The sequence below is a fragment of the Rhodopirellula sp. P2 genome (assembly GCF_028768465.1).
Classification (GTDB): Bacteria; Planctomycetota; Planctomycetia; order Pirellulales; family Pirellulaceae; genus Rhodopirellula.
The window spans coordinates 6,675,722-6,695,004 of the sequence record NZ_CP118225.1; the positions used below are offsets into that span (position 1 = coordinate 6,675,722).

Annotated in this window: 14 protein-coding genes; 7 read left to right on the forward strand and 7 right to left on the reverse strand. The window is 59.0% G+C overall.

What is annotated here, in order from left to right; all coding sequences use genetic code 11:
• Positions 1–101: 101 nt before the first annotated feature.
• The 4 genes from PSR62_RS23455 to rplA all read right to left on the reverse strand — a co-directional run bounded on the left by PSR62_RS23455 (position 102) and on the right by rplA (position 3,501).
• Entirely contained in the window at positions 102–1,046 is a 945-nt protein-coding gene (locus PSR62_RS23455; RefSeq protein ID WP_274405388.1) for a sugar phosphate isomerase/epimerase family protein, read from the reverse strand.
• 569 nt (positions 1,047–1,615) lie between these two features.
• A complete protein-coding gene (rplL, locus tag PSR62_RS23460) occupies positions 1,616–2,029 on the reverse strand; it encodes a 50S ribosomal protein L7/L12 (protein ID WP_274405389.1) in 414 nt (137 codons plus the stop codon).
• Between the two features lie 97 nt (positions 2,030–2,126).
• Positions 2,127–2,651, reverse strand: a complete 525-nt coding sequence (gene rplJ, locus PSR62_RS23465) for a 50S ribosomal protein L10 (protein ID WP_274405390.1) — start codon at positions 2,649–2,651, stop codon at positions 2,127–2,129.
• Between the two features lie 172 nt (positions 2,652–2,823).
• Positions 2,824–3,501: a 50S ribosomal protein L1 gene (gene rplA / locus PSR62_RS23470; protein WP_274405391.1), complete on the reverse strand. Its 678-nt coding sequence runs from the start codon at positions 3,499–3,501 to the stop codon at positions 2,824–2,826.
• Between the two features lie 545 nt (positions 3,502–4,046).
• Here rplA and PSR62_RS23475 point away from each other — a divergent pair.
• Positions 4,047–4,841: a glycosyltransferase family 2 protein gene (locus PSR62_RS23475; RefSeq protein WP_274408288.1), complete on the forward strand. Its 795-nt coding sequence runs from the start codon at positions 4,047–4,049 to the stop codon at positions 4,839–4,841.
• Positions 4,842–5,513: 672 nt separating this feature from the next.
• Here PSR62_RS23475 and PSR62_RS23480 read toward each other — a convergent pair.
• The gene (locus PSR62_RS23480) at positions 5,514–5,924 is read right to left on the reverse strand and encodes a hypothetical protein (protein ID WP_047814469.1); all 411 of its coding nucleotides are present in this window, start codon (positions 5,922–5,924) and stop codon (positions 5,514–5,516) included.
• A 431-nt stretch (positions 5,925–6,355) separates the two neighbouring features.
• Here PSR62_RS23480 and ffh point away from each other — a divergent pair, with 431 nt between their 5' ends.
• From ffh to rplS, 4 genes are all read left to right on the forward strand, one after another.
• Positions 6,356–7,831: a signal recognition particle protein gene (ffh, locus tag PSR62_RS23485; protein WP_047814468.1), complete on the forward strand. Its 1,476-nt coding sequence runs from the start codon at positions 6,356–6,358 to the stop codon at positions 7,829–7,831.
• Between the two features lie 108 nt (positions 7,832–7,939).
• Positions 7,940–8,362 carry a 30S ribosomal protein S16 gene (gene rpsP, locus PSR62_RS23490; protein ID WP_315852544.1) on the forward strand — a complete coding sequence of 141 codons (423 nt, stop codon included), beginning with the start codon at positions 7,940–7,942 and terminating at the stop codon, positions 8,360–8,362.
• Positions 8,359–9,087 carry a tRNA (guanosine(37)-N1)-methyltransferase TrmD gene (trmD, locus tag PSR62_RS23495; RefSeq protein WP_047814466.1) on the forward strand — a complete coding sequence of 243 codons (729 nt, stop codon included), beginning with the start codon at positions 8,359–8,361 and terminating at the stop codon, positions 9,085–9,087. The genes rpsP and trmD overlap by 4 nt, the downstream gene beginning before the upstream one ends.
• A gap of 19 nt (positions 9,088–9,106) precedes the next feature.
• Positions 9,107–9,460, forward strand: coding sequence for a 50S ribosomal protein L19 (gene rplS, locus PSR62_RS23500; RefSeq protein ID WP_443217323.1), 354 nt, complete (start codon positions 9,107–9,109; stop codon positions 9,458–9,460).
• A gap of 1,313 nt (positions 9,461–10,773) precedes the next feature.
• Here rplS and PSR62_RS23505 read toward each other — a convergent pair.
• A complete protein-coding gene (locus tag PSR62_RS23505) occupies positions 10,774–11,547 on the reverse strand; it encodes a gamma-glutamyl-gamma-aminobutyrate hydrolase family protein (RefSeq protein ID WP_274405392.1) in 774 nt (257 codons plus the stop codon).
• Positions 11,548–12,369: 822 nt separating this feature from the next.
• Between PSR62_RS23505 and PSR62_RS23510 the strand changes: the two genes are divergently transcribed.
• Positions 12,370–13,491, forward strand: a complete 1,122-nt coding sequence (locus PSR62_RS23510; protein ID WP_274405393.1) for a 3-oxoacyl-ACP synthase III — start codon at positions 12,370–12,372, stop codon at positions 13,489–13,491.
• A gap of 205 nt (positions 13,492–13,696) precedes the next feature.
• On the forward strand, positions 13,697–14,758 hold the full coding sequence (locus PSR62_RS23515; RefSeq protein ID WP_274405394.1) for a hypothetical protein: 1,062 nt from the start codon (positions 13,697–13,699) through the stop codon (positions 14,756–14,758).
• A gap of 2,055 nt (positions 14,759–16,813) precedes the next feature.
• On the opposite strand, the gene PSR62_RS23520 is transcribed toward PSR62_RS23515, so the two are convergent.
• Positions 16,814–18,295 (reverse strand): hypothetical protein, encoded by a 1,482-nt coding sequence (locus PSR62_RS23520; RefSeq protein ID WP_274405395.1) that lies wholly within the window; start codon positions 18,293–18,295, stop codon positions 16,814–16,816.
• Positions 18,296–19,283 lie beyond the last annotated feature (988 nt).

A 19,283-nucleotide genomic window follows, 5' to 3' on the forward strand; every position in this document is an offset into this window, starting at 1 on the left:
GAAACCTGGCCTACGCCTGTCGCCCTTTCCCACTTCCCTGCCCATCAAAAAACCCGGCGGGGTACGCCGGGTTTTCGCTTCGAAACACTTGCGAAAGCGAATCAGGCTTTGGCCAATTCGTCGCGAACGCGTTCCAGCAATTTCTTGCTGGCTTGAATGCCTTCGGCTTCGCTCAAGCCACCACCTTCGTATTCAATTCCGACGTAGCCGTTGTAACCGAACTCGGTGACGATCTTCATCATCTTGAAGTAGTCCGTGTTCTTCTCGTTGCCATCCGCATCAAAGTCATGCGTCTTGGCGCTGACGGCTTTTGCGTACGGCATCAACGCTTGCACGCCGTGATAGCGATCGAACTCATCCGCATTCTTGCCACGCGAGATGAAGAAGTTGCCGAAGTCAGGCAGCGTGCCACAGTTGTCCATCCCAACGCGTTCCATCACGACGGCCAACCATGCACCGTTGCTGCTCAGACCACCGTGGTTTTCAACGATCACGTTGATGTCTTGCTTGGCCGCGTACTCACTGAGCTGGCTCAGGCCATCGGCTGCGTATCCGATTTGCTCGAGGTACGAACCACCGCTGGCTGCGTTCACACGAATGGAATGGCAACCGAGGAACTTTGCCGCGTCGACCCACTGGTGATGGTTTTCGACCGCCTTCGCGCGAGCATCCTTGTCGGGATCGCCCAAGCGACCTTCCCCATCCACCATGATCAACAGGCTCTTCACGCCGTTGTCATTGCAACGCCCCTGCAGCTCCGACAAATACTTCTCGTCACGAGCCTTGTCCTTGAAGAACTGATTGACGTACTCGACCGCATCAATCCCAAACTGCTCTTTCGAAATCTTCGGGAAGTCCAGGTTGGTGACCCCAACCGACTGATCCCGGAGAGTGCGGTGCAGCGACCACTCCGCCAACGAAATCTTGAACGGGGCGTGGTCATGATCATGCCCTTCGTGAGCATGAGCCAACAAACGAGAACTGGCGATTCCAGCGACGGCGGTGGTGGCAGCGAGCGACTGCAAGAATTGACGACGTGGCAACATGGCGGGCTGTTCCTAACGGTTCAGAGGTGGGGCGTGGGGACTTCAAAGAGGAAATTCAAGGGTGTTCACAACAAGCAGCACGAGCACATCAACAAGAGCGCAGCAGCGAATGCAAACCGACTCACAGTCTAGCTGAAACCCGTCGCAACGCGCAACAAATTCAGGCGTCCAGAGAACCACGATTTCACAAATCCTGATTGCCCCATCGCACCATCCGCACTGAGACACGGAAGCCTCAACAACGAGGGAGTCGTGACAAGCCCATCGACATCGCAACCCGACGCGTGAGCGAGGGACCACACCACCATCCCCCACGACGGCCCCTTCCGGGGCGACCTTCCCGTCTCGGCCTTCCATCTCGGGGCTTCCACCCCGAGCTAAGAACGACGGCCCCTGCCGGGGCGATGGAGGCAGCCGAGCGACGAGAAGCTAGAGGTCTCACTGTGACCCTGCGTCTCCTTCCCATTCCCGCTCTGCCCGCGCAGCAAAATGACCGTGGACCCAACTGAATGAATCCACGATCATTGACTGATTTGACCGATCTCCGAACGAACCAATCCGGCTTCGAACTACTTGAGTTCGACCGAGCCGCCAGCTTCTTCGACTTCGGCTTTGACCTTTTCAGCGTCTTCTTTCGAGACAGCTTCTTTCAGGGTTGCGGGGCAACCTTCGACCATCTTCTTGGCGTCCATCAACGATGCACCGGTGATGTTCTTGACAACCTTGACGACGTTCAGCTTCTTTTCGCCGAAGCTGGTCAAGACAACATCGAATTCGGTCTGCTCGACTTCAGCGGCACCACCACCATCGGCAGGACCAGCCATCATCACAGCACCACCACCGGCGGCTGGCTCAATGCCATGCTCATCCTTGAGGTAGTCACTCAATTCTTTGGCTTGCTTCAGGGTCATGTTGGCGATCTTGTCGCCAAGTTCTTTTGCTTCTGCGCTGAATTCTGCGACAGCGGTTGCTTCATCGGACATAGTCAAACTACCTCAAAAACGAAAAAGGTGATTCGGAAATGGTTCAGGGAAAAAGCCGGGACAAGGACACAGGCCCCGGCTACTTGAGCAAAAACGACTATTCGTCGCCTTCGCCCTTGGACTTGATCTGGCTGTTGAGCGTTTTGCCGGGGCCAAGCAACGCAGCGCTGAGTGCTGCACCTGGGCCAAGCATCTGGCCGACCAACATGGAAATTTGTTCTTCACGGCTGGGCCATTTGCTGACCGCCTTGACGGCATCTGGATCCAGTTTCTCACCGTCCATCACTCCGCCAGTGGTGGCGAATTTTTCGAACTTCTCTTTGTCCTTGTCCAGCCGGACGGCTTCCTTTACCAGACTGACGAAGTCGCTTGAGCCCCAGAGCACGGCCACTTGCCCGTTCATTCCATCGAACGCGGGGTAGAGAGACGTGCCTTCAGTGGCGCGTCGGGCGAGCGAGTTTTTGACAACCATCATCTGGATGTCTTTTTGGCTCAGCTCACCACGCAGCTCGTTGGTCGCATTTGCATCCAGGCCGGAGCAGTTGACCAACACGGCATCCTCCACGCCTTCAAGCCGACGCTTGAGATCGCGAGTCACCAGTTCTTTGACGTATTTACTCATCGGATTTTTTCACTCGAAAGAGCCAAACCTTGGCCGCAGTTGGATGTGATCGTTTGGGGTAGGATCAAGAACATTGATCCTCCAACATCAATTTGAAAACCAACGCTTTCAACCATGATGTTGGTTGACCGGGGCAGCCCGATGAAGCGAATCATCGAGCCAAACCGTGCAGCTAGGTGGTAACGCGAACGCTAGGCGTCATCGTCGCACAGATCGCCACGCCTTTGATGTACGTGCCCTTGATGGACTGAGGCTTCATGGCTGAGATGAAATCCACGAACGACGTGATGTTCTCTTCGAGTTTGCTGGAATCGAAGCTCATCTTGCCGACCATCGCGTGAACATTGCCACCCTTGTCGTTGCGGAACTCGACTTTACCAGCCTTGTACTCGCTGACGACTCGACCGACGTCAGGGGTCACTGTTCCAGCACGAGGGCTGGGCATCAAGCCACGAGGACCAAGCACACGACCCAAAGGTCCGACCAATCCCATCATGTCAGGGGCGGCGATGCAGACGTCGAAGTCTGTCCAGCCGTCTTTGATCTTCTTGGCCATGTCTTCTTGGCCGACTTCGTCCGCACCGGCTTCTTCAGCCGCTTTGGCAGCGTCGCCCTTGGCGAACACAACCACGCGTTGGGTCTTGCCGATGCCGTGAGGCAACACGAGCGAACCACGGATGATCTGATCAGCCTGGTTTGGATCAACGCCCAAACGCATGTGAACTTCGACGGTTTGGTCGAACTTCGTGGCGTCGTATGTTTTCAACACCTCGACGGCTTTGCCCAAAGGAAGCAGGTCCTTGGGCTGTTTTTCGAGGGCGGCACGATACCGCTTGGATTTCTTTCCCATTTAGTCACGACTCATTTGTGTCGGGTGGTATGGCGATTCCACGCTGGCCCGAACTCGTTGTTGCCAGCTAATCATTCCGATCGGCTGAAAGAACGCCCGGCGGCAGAATCTCCCACTTGTTAAACAACCGAAACCCTCAAAGATCTGGGTTGCGATCGAAGCGGGGGAGTTTGGCGAAGGCCAGCAGCAGCGTCAACCTCAACTGGGCCAAGCAATTCGGTTTTTTTTCTTGGTTTTTCGAAGTGAGGCCTTCATCGAGGCACATCGGTTGCAATCGTGGGAAGATGCAGGAAAACCTGTCACAATCGACGGCAAACCCAAACATGAACCACGAAGCACCGTCGGAACTGGCGTTCACCGGGTTCCGCTGCCCCCGGAATCTGCCTGCTTCCCACGCCCGAACGCCTGCTTTCGACACCGGAACAACAGTGCCTGACCGCCATGACCGAATGGCGGAACCCAATGGCTCGACAACATTTTGATGAAGCCGATGCAGTGCCAGCACCTCGCAGTGCACGCGAAAGAACCGAAAGAGAAATCGAATGATGAATCCTTGGCTGACCGCACTTCCCGTTTACAACGAAGCTCAATACGTCGACGAAGTCCTCGAAAACGTGCTGCAGCACGCCCACCAGATTCTGGTGGTCGACGACGGCAGCACCGACGGAACCCCGGAACGCCTGGACGCCTGGGCCAAACGGCGGCCTAAATCCGTCGCGGTCGTGCACCATCCGCAGAACCGGGGCTACGGGGCTGCACTGCAAACGGTCTTCGCCCACACGATCCAACAGGGCTACGAAGGCGTGGTCACACTGGACTGCGACGGGCAACACCAACCCTGCCGGATCCCTGAGTTCATCGAGGCAGGCCAGACCGCCGACATCGTCTCCGGCAGCCGCTACCTGAAGGTCTTCGAAGGCGACGACGCACCTCCCCAAGAACGAATGTTCATCAACCGCCGGATCACGGCGGATATCAACCGCCGACTCGGCTTCTCGCTGACCGACGCGTTCTGCGGCTTCAAGGCTTACCGAACCGAAGGCCTGCGGTCGTTGAAAATCACGGACGACGGCTACGCGATGCCACTTCAACTGTGGGTCGAAGCCGCGGCGGCAGGACTGCAGGTCACGGAATTGCCCGTCCCATTGATCTACCTGGATCTCGAACGATCCTTCGGCGGGTCGCTGGATCACGCGGAAACCCGGCTGAACTACTACAACCAAGTCCTCGACGACGCGATCGACCTGGCCTGCCGCGAAGGCCGATTCCAACCAAGCCCCGGCAAACAAGAGCAAGCCAACTCGCCGTGCGGCGACAAATCCAAGCGAGCCGCCAGCTGAGCCGCCACCTCGCAAACCGCCGCATGGCGATTCTCGTGACGTTGGGTTGAAACCCAACGCTCTCGGCTGCCGTCGCTCTGCGACTGATCGTGCGTGCCTGGTGATCCAGCAACCGCGGAGCGAAGACTGGAGCGGTTCACCCCCATCGCCCCGGAGGGGCCGTCGTTGTTAGCTCGGGGCGGAAGCCCCGAGTTGGATCACGAAACACAGAAAGGCCGCCCCGGACGGGGCCGTCGTAGACGCGGTGCGGGGCCTCATTGACCCGCCGGGGTTCCTTGCCGACGGGCGGAGAGCCCATCCTACGGGCGAGCATTGAAAAAGTTAAATTGACAACTAAAAACTGCAAATTGACTTGCCAGCCGACCAGCCAGTGCCCGTGGTGGACCAGGCACCAACACTTCACCAAGCCAAGGCGTTGAAACCAAGCAAGGCGTCCAACATCTCGCCAGCTTCCGCCCTGATTTCACAATTTCAAATTGTCCATTTCACTTCTTCAATCGAAACACAAGCGTGCGCCCACCAGAGTAGAACCGTTGTCCCCAACTGTTCCGTCGGGCAGCCCTCCAACGCCAAGCCTCGTCGCACCCGAGTCACTGCCAACCCGCTTGCGTCACGGTGCTCGACGACAACCAACAGGCACGCAAACACTGGGACAAATGTTGGACCCTGCCCTCAGCGAGGCAAACGCTTGGACTCGGTCTCGGGGGAGGCGTTGCCAACCGATTTCCCCACGGCGGCGGTCGCCAGCTGACGCATCGGGCGAGACGCCAGCCCTGCGGCCATCATCAACCGAGCCAGCCCGACCATGGTTTGATGCCACTGGTGCACCATGTCTGGGGTGCCGAAACGGGTCGCATCCTCTCGATGGAAGCCTTGCTCACTGACCCGAACCTCGGTTGCCATGTGCATCAAAGCCTCCAACATCACATGGCTGTGACGGTCTGAATCCGTCAACCCTTCGTCGTCATAGATCCATAGATGGGGCTGCATCGCGAGATCCACGCTGTGCATCGCAGCAGCATCGGCATCCATCGCATCGACGACCAACGAACGGGCACCACATTGAACGTAAAACTTAGCCATGGGATTGATCTTCCGTGAAAAGGCGGTTGCGGGGGGATCCGCCGCCGAGTGAACCTCCCGGCGACACACATAGGATCGCGACCGGCGTGACACGTTAGGTCACGAAGGGCGAGGGAGCTTCTAGCTTCTAGCTTCTAGCTTCTAGCTCCTAGCTCCTAGCTCCTAGCTCCTGCCTCCTAGCTCCTAGCTCCTAGCTCCTGCCTCCTAGCTCCTAGCTCCTAGCTCCTAGCTCCTAGCTCCTAGCTCCTGCCTCCTAGCTCCTGCCTCCTGCCTCCTGCCTCCTGCCTCCTGCCTCCTGCCTCCCTAAAACAGGCCTGAAAACCGTTTCCCAGCGGAATTCGTCGTTCTCTCCATTTACAAAACGGAGCCGTCCTGGATAAACTGCCGGGCTTTCCTGGAAAAACCGCTTTTTCGCCCGCCCCTTCCGACGCGTGTTCGATTCACTCTCCGACGGTCTGCAATCCGCTTTCAAAAGTTTGTCTGGCAAAGGCAAACTGACCGAAGGCAATATGCGCGATGGGCTCAAGATCGTGGAGCAATCGCTGCTCGAGGCGGACGTCAGCTACAGCGTCGTCCAGGACTTCATGGGCCATGTTTCCGAAAAAGCCCTCGGAAAACGCGTTCTCCTGTCGCTGCGGCCGCAAGAAGAGCTGGTTCGAATCGTCTACGACGAGCTGGTGGAAACCCTCGGCCCCGTCGATTCCGCCCTGAATTTGAAAGCCGATGGTCCCACGATCATCATGCTGTGCGGGCTGCAAGGCAGCGGAAAAACGACCACCTGTGGCAAGCTGACCAAGCTGCTGCAAGAACAAAACATCACCCCCTTGCTGGTCGCGGCTGACTTGCAACGCCCCGCCGCCATCGAACAACTCAAGGTCATTGGGTCGCAACTTGGCGTCCCCGTTCACGCTGAAACGGACCACAAAGACCCGGTCAAGGTCTGTCAAACCGGTGTGGAAATGGCCCGCCGCGATGGCAATCGCGTGGTCATCTTGGACACCGCAGGACGTTTGGCGATCGACGCCGAACTGATGGCCGAGCTGAAGAAAATTGACCGCAAAGTCGGGCCCGACCAGGTTTACTTGGTCGTCGATGGCATGACGGGTCAAGACGCAGTCAACAGCGCTGGTGCGTTCAACGACGCGTTGGAACTGGACGGCGTCGTGATGACCAAACTGGACGGCGACGCTCGCGGCGGAGCCTTGCTGTCCGTCAAACAAGTCACCGGCGTACCGATCAAATTCATGGGCACGGGCGAGCACTTCGATGCTCTGGAACCCTTCCGCCCTGAAGGCATGGCCAGCCGCATTTTGCAGATGGGCGACATCGTCGCCGCGGCTCGCGAAGCACACCGAATCGTGGACGAAGACGAACGGGAAGAGCTGGAGGCCAAAATGGCCAGCGGCGACTTCTCGCTCGACGACTTCAAGAACATGATGCAGAAAGTCGCCCAGCCTGGGTTGATGGGACGCATGATGGGCCTGATGCCTGGCATGGGCCAATTCAAAGAAGCGATGGAATCGGAAGCGGCCGGCGGCCAACTTCGACAAATTATCGGGGCAATCAATTCGATGACCCCCGCGGAACGCAAAAACCCTAAGCTGATCGATGCGACTCGTCGCACGCGAATCGCGAAGGGTGCTGGCGTTCAATCGCCAGTCATCACGCAATTGATCAAACAATTCGATGTGATGAAGCCGATGATGCAAGCGATGTCCGGCAAGGGCAGCGGCGATCGGATGGCAATGATGCGTCAAATTCAAGCTAACGCAATGTCGGGAGACCCCCGCTTGGGTGGCTTGAAAACAAAGCAGAGCACGGGGAAACGACTCTCCCCAGCCGAGAAGGCTCAGCAACGCAAAGAACGCGACAAGCTGAAACGAAAACTCAAACGAAAAAAACGCTGAGCGAGATCAAGTGGGCCAAGACCGGAGCAGGTACAGCCCTCAGTCTTCAGCCCCCGAAATCAACCTCAATTCCTTGGAGAAACGACCGACATGGCAGTAAGAATTCGCATGAAAAAGATGGGACGCACGCACCGTCCTTTCTTTCGTGTTTGTGCAGTGGATCAACGCAACCCACGTGATGGTCGTGTGATCGAAGAACTCGGCACCTACGACCCAATGTGCCCCGAAACCGACGCCCGCACCACGCTGAAGGCCGATCGGGTCGACTACTGGATCGGCGTTGGCGCTCAACCCAGCGACAAAGTGGCTGTGCTGATCAAAAAGTACGGCACCGAAGGTTCGCACCTGGAAGCCCAAAAGGCTGCCGTCGAGCGACTCGGACGCCGCAAAGATTACACCCCACCACCAGAAGCTCCCGCTCCCAAGGCTGCTCCCGTGGCAGAAGCCCCTGCGGAAGAAGCCCCCGCAGAAGAACCTGCTGCCGAAGCTTCGACCGACGATGCTCCTGCTGCAGAAGCCACCACGGAGTGAGATTCGACGTTGTCACCCTGTTTCCAGCCATCTTTGACGGTTATCTGACCCAAAGCTTGCTGGACAAGGCGATTGCTCGTGGTTTGGTAGAGATTCAGCGACACAACCTCCGCGATTGGGCCGAAGACACCCCTCATCGCAAAGTCGATGACCGCCCTTTTGGCGGCGGCCCGGGAATGTTGTTGCAAGTCGAACCGACCGTGAATTGCGTCCGGGACGTGGACGCCATGGCCGCTGTCCCGGCTCGAAAGATTTTGTTGACCCCGCAAGGTCGACGGCTCGACCAACGGTTGGCCGAAGACCTCGCCACCAGCGACCGCATCCTGTTGATGTGTGGTCGTTACGAAGGATTTGATCAACGCGTGTTGGATATCCTCCAACCCGAGGAGATCAGCATTGGCGACTTTGTCCTCAACGGGGGCGAGGTGGCCGCGATGACCATCATTGACGCTGTCGTCCGGTTGCTGCCTGGCGTGCTCGGTGATGAACAAAGCAGCCTGGATGATTCGTTCAGCCGAGGTAATCGGATGCTCGAGTTCCCCCAGTACACCCGGCCCCGTGAATTCGAAGGCCACACCGTCCCCGATGTTCTGCTCAGCGGCGATCATGCCGCGATCGCCGCCTGGCGAGCTGAACAAAGCTGGGCGAAAACGATTGACCGTCGCCGCGATTTGCTGCCCGAGCATTCAGAACCAAACAACGAACACCCCAACAAACTCTCCTGAACATCACAGAGGTTCCCAAATGAACAACGCCATCATGGACATGGTCGACAAGGCCAACCAAAAAGAAGAGGCTCCCCAGTTCGAAATCGGCGACACCGTCGACGTGCACTCCAAGATTTTGGAAGGCAGCAAAGAGCGGGTCCAAGTTTTCACCGGCGTCGTGATCGGCCGCAGTGGCCAAGGTTCCCGAGAAATGTTCACCGTCCGCCGCATCGTGGCTGGTGAAGGCGTGGAGCGTAAATTCCCCGTTCACAGCCCCCGCATCGAAAAAGTCGAAGTCAAACGCAGCGGTGTCACCCGTCGCGCCAAACTGTACTTCCTTCGTGATCGCGTCGGCAAAGCCGTTCGTTTGAAAGAACGTCGCCGCGTTTGATCGCTGCCTTCGGGCACCCCACAGCATTCGCCAAGCTGCTCCGGTTCACCGGTGCAGCTTGTTTGCTGCGCGGTGGGAAGAAGGCCCCGTCCCACCCTACCGATCCAGAGGGTGGGTGGCACCATCCGGGACCACAAACCGCGGAGCGGTGGCAGCCGCCAGCCTCGGGTTTCAACCCGAGGTCCTGGGCACAGTCCCACACGCAAAAGCCGCGGAGCGGCGGCAGGTGCGATTCCTCGCTCGCGCTTCGAGTTCATACTTATTCGATCGATCCAGTTGGTGGGTGGCACCATCCGGGACCACAAACCGCGGAGGATCCAGTTGGTGGGTGGCACCATCCGGGAGCACGAACCGCGGAGCGGTGGCAGCCGCCAGCCTCGGGTTTCAACCCGAGGTCCTGGACGCAGTCCCACACACAAAAGCCGCGCAGCGGCGGCAGGTGCGGTTCCTCGCTCGGGATCCAGTTGGTGGGTGGCACCATCCGGGAGCACGAACCGCGGAGCGGTGGCAGCCGCCAGCCTCGGGTTTCAACCCGAGGTCCTGGACGCAGTCCCACACACAAAAGCCGCGCAGCGGCGGCAGGTGCGGTTCCTCGCTCGCGCTTCGGGTTCATACTTATTCGATCGATCCCGATGGTGGGTGGCACCATCCGGGAGCACAAACCGCGGAGCGGTGGCAGCCGCCAGCCTCGGGTTTCAACCCGAGGTCCTGGGCACAGTCCCACACGCAAAAGCCGCGGAGCGGCGGCAGGTGCGGTTCCTCGCTCGCGCTTCGGGTTCATACTTATTCGACGGGCTTGGAAACCCACCGGGCGAGCACGAGCACGAGCACGAGCACGAGCACGAGCACGAGAAGCGAGAAGCGAGAAGCGAGAAGCGAGAAGCGAGAAGCGAGAAGCGAGAAGCTAGAAGCTAGAAGCTAGAAGCTAGAAGCTAGAAGCTAGAAGCTAGAAGCTTGTGTCACCGGTGCGTGGCCGATCCAGGTGAGCTCCCGGCGCATAGAAAAACCGGGCACGCTCCAGTGGAACGCACCCGGTTGAACTTGTCAGCCGTGACTTGTTGTGTTGCCGAATCGCATTTTCAATCGGGTCAATCCATGACCACCAACCACCTTCATCCTTGAAGGCGAGGGACTCCCGCCAAGGAGTCCCATTCTCACCGGGTTCGCCGCATCAGGCGATGCTTCCGTGCTGCCAACCCGCCAATCCTTTGGCGGAAACGGTTCTCGCGGGAAAACCGTGGGCAGCGAACCCGGTGGGAAGGGATCAAAACGTGCAATTCGTCAACGTCCTCTCCGTAGTGTGGTTTCGATCCTCAAGCAACCAAACGGTAGGCTTCGTCGCCCTCTTTCGCAGGAGCCTCTTGGTTGCGTTCGCGAACAGCGTCGACGAACTCCTCGAAGATCCGAATGTCCAGTGCCGAAGCAGCCTCGGATTCGGGGTGGAACTGAGTTCCCAAAGCGAACCAGTCAATCATTTCGCTTTCGATGGCTTCAATCACGCCATCGGGGCAGCGTGCGGTGACGCGGAACCCAGGAGCAACTTCATCAATCGCCATGTGATGGCGACTGGTCACGCGAATTTCGCCGTCGCCGTAAACGCGTCCGATCAACGAATCGCTTTCGACGTTCAGCGTGTGGCGATGATTGACGTCTTGACCGTCAAAGTGAGGCACCGCTTCCGGCAAATCTTCTTTGATGTGCAAGAACAGGTTGCCGCCCTGCTGGACGTTGATCAACTGCATGCCGACGCCAATTCCGAAGACAGGCATCCGGCGTTCAGCAATTTCGGCCATCAACATGCGGTCGCTGTCTTCGCGTCCCGCACTCATCGGACGAACGCTTGGGTGAAGCATGAATCCGTCATTGCGAGGATCCAGGTCGCCACCGCCGATGAACAAAAATCCTTCGACAGCGTCTAAAACTCGGGCCACCGATTCTTCATCGGCTTGTGGGGGAACCAAGACAGGGATGCCACCAGCTTTGATGATTGCTTCGTAGTATCCGGCGGCGATGTAAGCAAACGCGGGGGTGCTGCGAGCGGCGGCACGGAAATCGGCGTTCAAACCAATCAGGGGCTTGCGCGTCATGGGAAGATCCTCTTCGTATCGGCGTTTGGTGTGGCCCGCACTGGTCAAGCATTGCATCCAGCAGTTAGAAGCTGGATCCAATCGTGCGAAAATCAAAACCGCGTGGTCTCAGCCGCATGATGCCGCCTGCTGTTGTGGCAGGGAAAAGGGCAATCATGGGAGACCAATCCAGCCTGTCTCATCATGAAACAAACTGGTCGTTTTGCTTCCCGGACTCTTCCAATGAGGTGAATGATAAGCGGCGCGGCGACGGTGTCGCGTCTGATGTGCGGGGAGATTAGAGGCGGAGTTTCACAACACCAAGCAAGAACGATATCTTGTGGAAAAGTCGCCCGTGGACACTACAGGTAGTGCTAGCAAATGCGTTTTTTGCTAGCAAAGCACCCGATTCTGCCTGTTTCCTGGGTGTTTTTGCGCATTCCAGACTGAAGTTCGCGCCCCACCGGGGGGAACCAAGCCTGTCCCCCTGTCACCGCATTGATTCTTTCGAAATCATTCGGGTGGACCGTCCGCCCGCTTCCGACCCGCAAGCGTGTCAGCGGAACAAAGCACACAGTGCGTGGCATTCTTCCGTCAGACCGATTTGATGGCAATCCCTCGCAGCTTGAGCGGTGCTGCGCCGCAAGGACTCCCTGCCAGAATCCCCTCCGTTTGATCCCCTCGCCACCCTGGTGATTCGTCCCACCGAAGCAATCTGGTAATCTGTTGGACGACCGAACGGACGGTCACCCGGGCTGGGAAAACAAACCCAGCCTGTTGGAAGGCCTGAGGTAGTGAGGGCCCGATTTGTCGAAAAGCCTTAGGTTTTGAAGGACCGCACCTGTGCATTTTCCTGACGTCGCGTTGGCTTCTATCGGAGTCACCATCCCCCAGGCCCAGTGGACCAGCGAACAGATCGAACAGGATCTGCAGCCACTGTATTCCCGTCTGAAGCTGCCCGAAGGCCGATTGGCCATGATGAGCGGCATCGAAAGCCGGCGAGTCTGGGAGCCCGGCACGGTCCCCAGCGGCCCTAGCATCCAGAGCGGACGACACGCAATCGAAGCCGCCTCCGTCGCCCCCGACCAAATCGGAGCCTTGATTCACGCCAGCGTCTGCCGGGACTTCCTCGAACCCGCCACCGCCTCTCGCGTGCACCACGAACTGGGTTTGTCTCCCAACTGCTGGGTCTACGACGTTTCCAATGCCTGCTTGGGCGTTCTTAATGGCGCGGTCCAGATCGCCACGATGATCCAGTCCGGGATGATCTCAGCCGGCATCGTGGTGGGCACTGAAAACAGCCGCCCCTTGATGGAAGCGACCATCGCCTCCTTGAACGCGGACACTCAATTGACGCGTCGAACGGTCAAGCCCGCGTTTGCATCGCTGACCATCGGCTCCGGCAGCTGTGCCTGGTTGCTGACCCACCGCGACCTGCACCCCCAGGCCACCACCCTGGAACACGCGATCGCTCGCGCCCACACTGCCCACCACGCTCTCTGCCGGAGTGATCAAGACACCGCGGGAGCCGGGATGCAACCGTTGATGGAAACCGACTCCGAAACATTGATGGCCGAGGGCATCGCGACTGGCGTCGCTGCCCTGAACGATCTGCTACAGCAATCCGGCTGGTCCCGCGACCAAATCGACCGCTCCATCTGTCACCAGGTCGGCTCCCGGCACCGAATCGGAATGCTGGAAGCCATGCAATTGCCCGTCGATCGAGACAGCGCGACGTTCCCAGCTCTCGGGAACACGGGATCGGTCGCCTTGCCTTTGACCGTGGCTGCCGCAGCGGCCACCGGCGAGCTGTCCTCCCAAGACCGCACCGCGCTGCTGGGCATCGGCTCAGGCATCAACAGCGTGATGATCGGAGCCAAATGGGGCGAGACCGCCATCGCAGGCGACTGGGCAGGCTTGCTCGACGAATTGGCCTCCTCACGCTTGGCCGGGCCCACCGATTGAACGCTGAATCACAGGGAACTGGAATCCGATCGCGCCCTCGGTGCGTCGCTTCCTCGCCTGTGACCTGCCCTCTTTGTTGGGTGCCGCGGCTTGGGTGCCGTGGCCCATCCCTCCCCAAGATGCCTTCGTTTGCTTGCCGGAAATCGTTTCTGGCGCTATGGTGAAAGCAGGCCGCCTCTTTCCTACAGACCTCTGAGCGATCTCGATGAAACGCCATTTTCTTCCCCGACTCTCAGCTTGGCGGGTTGCCCTCCAATCCACTTGGAAACCTCTCCAGCGCCGCCTTTGCACCAGCGGGTTGGCCGTTTGTCTGGGAGCCCTGTTTGGTATCGCACCTGTCTCCGCCCAAGACACCCCCGTCGCGGAACCGCCAGTGCAAACGGAATCGGCCACGCCACCTCGCCCCCTGGCGGAAACCGAACCGGCGACAACCACCCCCACCGAGCCCGCCCCGGTGGACGACGCTCCGGCCGCCGAAGAACCCACCTACGTTCGGGTGCACGAAGTCGACGACAAACCGTTCGCCTTGCAAACCGCGACCGTTCAATTTGTCGGCCAGCCCGGCACACAATACGACGGTGCGATCGTGGATCTGGTCGGCGTCGTTCACATCGGACAAGACGAGTACTACGCCGATCTCAAGGAACAACTGTCGAAGTACGACTGCGTGCTCTACGAATTGGTCGCCCCCGATGGGACGCGGATCCGTCCCGAAGACTTGGAAGAACGCCGTTCGATTCTGGCATCGGTTCAGACTGGCATGAAAGACATGTTGAACCTGGAGTACCAACTCGAAAAGATCGACTACATGGCCGAGAACTTTCGGCATGCGGACATGAGCCCAGAAGAGTTTGTCGAGGACCTTGAAAAGCGTGGCGACAGCATCTGGAAAATGGTCGCTCGGATGCTCGGTGCCGGCATCGCCTCGCAAGCCAAAACGGGCGGTGACGCCGGATTGATGGTGGCGATGTTCAGCGGTGAAGACCGCCCGATGAACATGAAGCGAGCGATGGCCCGCCAATTGGTCGACATCGAACTGGTGACCGCCGGCATGGACGACGCCAACGGCGAGAACACGTTGATCAAAGGTCGCAACCGCAAGGCCTTTGAGATCCTCAAACAAGAACTTGATGCCGGCAAAGAGAACATCGCCGTGTTCTACGGAGCCGGCCACTTGCCCGACATGGCCGACCGCCTGGAAAACGAATTCGGCATGCAGCCAACCCAAACCACTTGGTCCAATGCCTGGGACCTGACCCGAAACTGAGGCAGCAGAGCTCTTAGCTCTTAGCTCTTAGCTCGTTGCTCGTTGCTCGTTGCTCGTTGCTCGTTGCTCGTTGCTCGTTGCCCGTTGCCCGTTGCCCGTTGCCCGTTGCCCGTTGCCCGTTGCCCTTCCAATTCCCCTTCACCCTCCCTCCGGGAGGGTCGAGCGAAGCGAGGGGAGGGCGAGCATTGAAAACTGCAAACTGCAAAACCCAAGCGATTGACGAGATCTGAGGTGGCACCCTCCAGAAACGCGGTCAACTGCCGTCGCTCCGCGACTGACCGCCGCATCGCGATTCTCGTGACGTTGGGTTGAAACCCAACGCTCTCGGCTGTCGTCGCTCCGCGACTGCTCAGGCGTGCCTGAGTGATCCAACAACCGCGGAACGGTGAGAGGAGCGGTTCACCACCATCGCCCCGGAGGGGCCGCCGTTGTTAGCTCGGGGCGGAAGCCCCGAGTTGGATCACGAAACACAGACGGTCGCCCCGGAGGGGGCCGTCGTCGATGCGGTGTCGGGCCTCGGTGACGCGTCGAGGTTCCTTGTCGACGGGCGGAGAGCGCATCCGACAGGGGTGAGCATTGAAAACTGCAAACTGCAAAATCCAAGCGATTGACGAGATCTGAGGTGGCACCCTCCAGAAACGCGGTCAACTGCCGTCGCTCCGCGACTGACCGCCGCATGGCGATTCTCGTGACGTTGGGTTGAAACCCAACGCTCTCGGCTGACGTCGCGCCGCGACTGCTCAGGCGTGCCTGAGTGATCCAACAACCGCGGAACGGTGAGAGGAGCGGTTCACCACCATCGCCCCGGAGGGGCCGTCGTCGTTAGCTCGGGGCGGAAGCCCCGAGACGGATCACAAAACACAGAAGGTCGCCCCGGACGGGGCCGTCGTCGATGCGGTGTCGGGCCTCGGTGACGCGTCGAGGTTCCTTGTCGACGGGCGGAGAGCGCATCCGACAGGGGCGAGCATTGAAAACTGCAAACTGCAAAATCCAAGCGATTGACGAGACCTGAGGTGGCACCCTCTAGGAACGCGGGCAACTGCCGTCGCTCCGCGACTGACCGCCGCATCGCGATTCTCGTGACGTTGGGTTGAAACCCAACGCTCTCGGCTGACGTCGCGCCGCGACTGCTCAGGCGTGCCTGAGTGATCCAACAACCGCGGAACGGTGAGAGGAGCGGTTCACCACCATCGCCCCGGAGGGGCCGTCGTCGTTAGCTCGGGGCGGAAGCCCCGAGACGGATCACAAAACACAGACGGTCGCCCCGGACGGGGCCCTCGTCGATGCGGTGTGTTCCTCGCTGACGCGTCGAGGTTCCTTGTCGACGGGCGGAGAGCCCATCCGACAGGAAGCGAGACGAGGGGCTTTGGCGAGAGGTGCCGAGAGATTAGCTGGCGGGGATTGCAAATTGCAAATTGCGAAATGCAAATTTAAAAATGGGGGCGGGTGACGAAGCGTTGGGCTTGCATCGCCCCGGAGGGGCCGTCGTCGTTAGCTCGGGGCGGAAGCCCCGAGTTGGATCACGAAACACAGACGGTCGCCCCGGACGGGGCCGTCGTCGATGCGGTGTGTTCCTCGCTGACGCGTCGAGGTTCCCTGTCGACGGGCGGAGAACGCATCCGACGGGGTTGTGATTGAAAATTGCAAATTGACTGGTCACGTCCTTGGCCAGCGTCCGCCTCAAGCCAGCTTGCACGCCGATTGTACAATTTCAAATTGTCGATTTGACCTTTGGCATCGAACTCCCAGGGCGTCATCCGGATCGCAGAGCCTTGCGGCTCACCCTCCAGGCCGAAGCGAATGTCGGTATCAGAGTCGAACAGTTGTCCTCAACTGTTCCGCCGGGCAGTCCTGAACCACCAAGCCACATCGCACGCGATTCAGTGCCAGACCGTGCCCGCCACGCCGCTCGACCACACCAACCAGTCACGCAAACATGGGGGGACAAATGTTCGACTCTGTTGGTGCCTCGTGCTACTTCCTTCCTCCGGGGAGGATCGAGCGAAGCGAGCGGCCCGCTCGCTTCACAAGTCATCCAGCGGCGACAGCGTCGAACTACGGTCGCAGGATCTCGTTGTTGCGTTGCACCCGGTCTTTCTGCTCGGTGAAGATCTTCGGCAGGCTGGTGGGCAACGACTTGGGAGCCGTCGATTTTTCGGGAGCAAAGTCTCGCCCTCGAACGGCGGATCCAAGCGGCGTTGTCAGCGAATCATCGATCGTCTTCAGATAGGCTTGCAACTTCCAGGCGGGAATGATGGTCACGCCATTTTCGGTCGCCTTGGCTTTCGCTTTGCCAACCGCTTCGATTTCACTGGCGTTGTCGGCTTGATCGTCCAACTGTTCCGATTCACCAATCACCAAGAATCGAACGCTGCTATCAAACGTGCCTTCTTGCGTTCCGTCGGTTCGCAAAATCGCTGCGACGTCCGCTCCCGCGGCCCGGATCATCGAAGAGATCTCGGTGGTATCGGGGCGGCTGTCATCGTCGATATCGATGTTGTCCATCAAGGCGATTTTCACACGACGTCCGGGGGACCAGAACGGTGAGTAGATCTGGTCGCCAGGAATGATGGGGTAGCGAATCTCAGGGAATGCCACCACACGAGCTTCAGCGCGGTGATCGCCCAACAGCTTGGTGACCTGGATCGTGGCTTTGATCTTCGCGTCTTGCAAACGCGTTTCGTCGCCATCGATCACGCCGAACGTGACACCAGGAGTCAGCTCATCGGCCGATCCCAGGTTAATCGTCACCACGTTCCCGTCGCGATAGACATAGCTGATCAAACCTTGGGTGCTCTCGAAGTTGGTGCTACGAAGTCGCACCAGTTCTTGCCGTTGGTTTTCGATGGTGCTCGCCAAGCGAGTTTCGAGTTGCTGCAGTTCGTTGATCTCGGCGGTGACCTTGTTTCGATACGTGGTGAATTCCGAGATCTTCTTTTGCAGACTGTCGCTGGTTCGTTCCGTCGTCAGCTTCATCTGCTGACGGTCTTCAGCGAATTTGGATTGCTCCGTTTCCAGTTTCTTATTGGCATCGTCACGACTTTGCTCGGCCACCTCTTGGGCTTTGCGAGCCACTTCGATGTCGCTGTCGGCCTGCGACCGAATCTGGGTCGCTTCGTCCCGAGCCTGACTGTACTGGACGTTGCGGTTGCGAATCGCGTTGACCAAGAACTCAGGCAGAGCGGGGTAGTTGCGGTTTTGAGGGTCGACCTCGGGACCAAACAAGGCCATGTCACGAGCAAAGTTCTGCTCGATCGTTTCCATCTCGGGATCACCACCGGTGGTGGACGTCAGCTGGTCGAATTGAGCCTGACTCAAACCGCCCACACCGAGCATCGCTTTCATCAGCGTCGCTTCGTCCTGCATCTCTTGCAGTTCATTGCCACGTGCCTGCAGGCGTTCCTGCGCCCCTGCGGCCGTTTCGGCTTGCGTGTCGCCCCAACTCCACAAAAAGAAGTTGAGCGCCAAAGAGAGCACCAGGAAAATCAGGCAGGCAATCAAGCTGCCTCGGATCACTGAATCGTCGCGTGCGGCCATGGGGGCGGTGAAGAGTAGGAGGAGATGGAGTGCCCGTGCGGGGGCAGTCGGACCAACAGGGGTCGCAGTGGATGCGTATTGACTCGATGAACAGCGGCCACCGACCCATTCGGAATGGCGAACCACTCGCTTCTGCAAACAGCGATTGTATTCAGAGATGGTCCCAAACGCATCTTTTTGACACAGAAATCAGCCTGAAACTGTTCCCCCGATCTCGCCACCCCACCGGTCTGCTCCGATTTTGACGACGAACCGCTCTGAAAAGCCGTGGCCCAAAGCCTTCCCCCCACCCAAACGAAACGTTTTTCAGCTTTCAGCGTTCGTGCCCCTCGTTTCGCTTCCCGTGGGATGCACTCTGGCCCGTCATCAAGGAAACCCAACGCGTCAGCGAGGCCCGCCCCCCTCTCCACGACGGCCCCATCCGGGGCGACCATCTGTGTTCCGTCATCCGTCTCGGGGCTTCCACCCCGAGCTAACAACGACGGCCCCCTCCGGGGCGAGGGTGGTGAACAGCCGTCCTCACCGTTCCCGATTCATCTTCTCGTGAGTCGTAGCCGGATTCGCCAAGAATTCGGACGCTCACCAACTCGTGCCTCTGAATTCTGGCGAATCCAGCTACTAAGCAGGTACGCAGGTGTCATCGGGTATGTGAGCCGTTGGCGTTAGCCACGGTTTTCACGCGCAACCGGGACTAAGGTCCAAACGGCTCACATGGTTTTGCCCGATCATTCCTGCCGAAGTGCTTAGCTGACGCGAGCCCAGAGTTCCCCCGCATCGAACCAGCGCCAGGTGGGACCTGGCCTACAAGTCGAGTGCCTGTGGTCCTGAGTCCCTGTGGCCCTTTCCCACTCCACCATCACAATCCTCCCCGATTCGTCTTTCGCTGCCACGACTTCGCCGATCCAAACTGCCCGATTTCGATCGATCGCGGTATGCTCTCGCCAGCCCCACGCCAAGTTGCCCTTCTCGACGCCTCGCCACCTGTTCA

What these genes read in the sequence shown, in the direction of transcription:
- PSR62_RS23455 (WP_274405388.1), bottom strand. Translation starts at nt 1,046, where the DNA reads ATGTTGCCACGTCGTCAATTCTTGCAGTCGCTCGCTGCCACCACCGCC.
- rplL (WP_274405389.1), bottom strand. Translation starts at nt 2,029, where the DNA reads ATGTCCGATGAAGCAACCGCTGTCGCAGAATTCAGCGCAGAAGCAAAA.
- rplJ (WP_274405390.1), bottom strand. Translation starts at nt 2,651, where the DNA reads ATGAGTAAATACGTCAAAGAACTGGTGACTCGCGATCTCAAGCGTCGG.
- rplA (WP_274405391.1), bottom strand. Translation starts at nt 3,501, where the DNA reads ATGGGAAAGAAATCCAAGCGGTATCGTGCCGCCCTCGAAAAACAGCCC.
- PSR62_RS23475 (WP_274408288.1), top strand. Translation starts at nt 4,047, where the DNA reads ATGAATCCTTGGCTGACCGCACTTCCCGTTTACAACGAAGCTCAATAC.
- PSR62_RS23480 (WP_047814469.1), bottom strand. Translation starts at nt 5,924, where the DNA reads ATGGCTAAGTTTTACGTTCAATGTGGTGCCCGTTCGTTGGTCGTCGAT.
- rpsP (WP_315852544.1), top strand. Translation starts at nt 7,940, where the DNA reads ATGAAAAAGATGGGACGCACGCACCGTCCTTTCTTTCGTGTTTGTGCA.
- rplS (WP_443217323.1), top strand. Translation starts at nt 9,107, where the DNA reads ATGAACAACGCCATCATGGACATGGTCGACAAGGCCAACCAAAAAGAA.
- PSR62_RS23505 (WP_274405392.1), bottom strand. Translation starts at nt 11,547, where the DNA reads ATGACGCGCAAGCCCCTGATTGGTTTGAACGCCGATTTCCGTGCCGCC.
- PSR62_RS23515 (WP_274405394.1), top strand. Translation starts at nt 13,697, where the DNA reads ATGAAACGCCATTTTCTTCCCCGACTCTCAGCTTGGCGGGTTGCCCTC.
- PSR62_RS23520 (WP_274405395.1), bottom strand. Translation starts at nt 18,295, where the DNA reads ATGGCCGCACGCGACGATTCAGTGATCCGAGGCAGCTTGATTGCCTGC.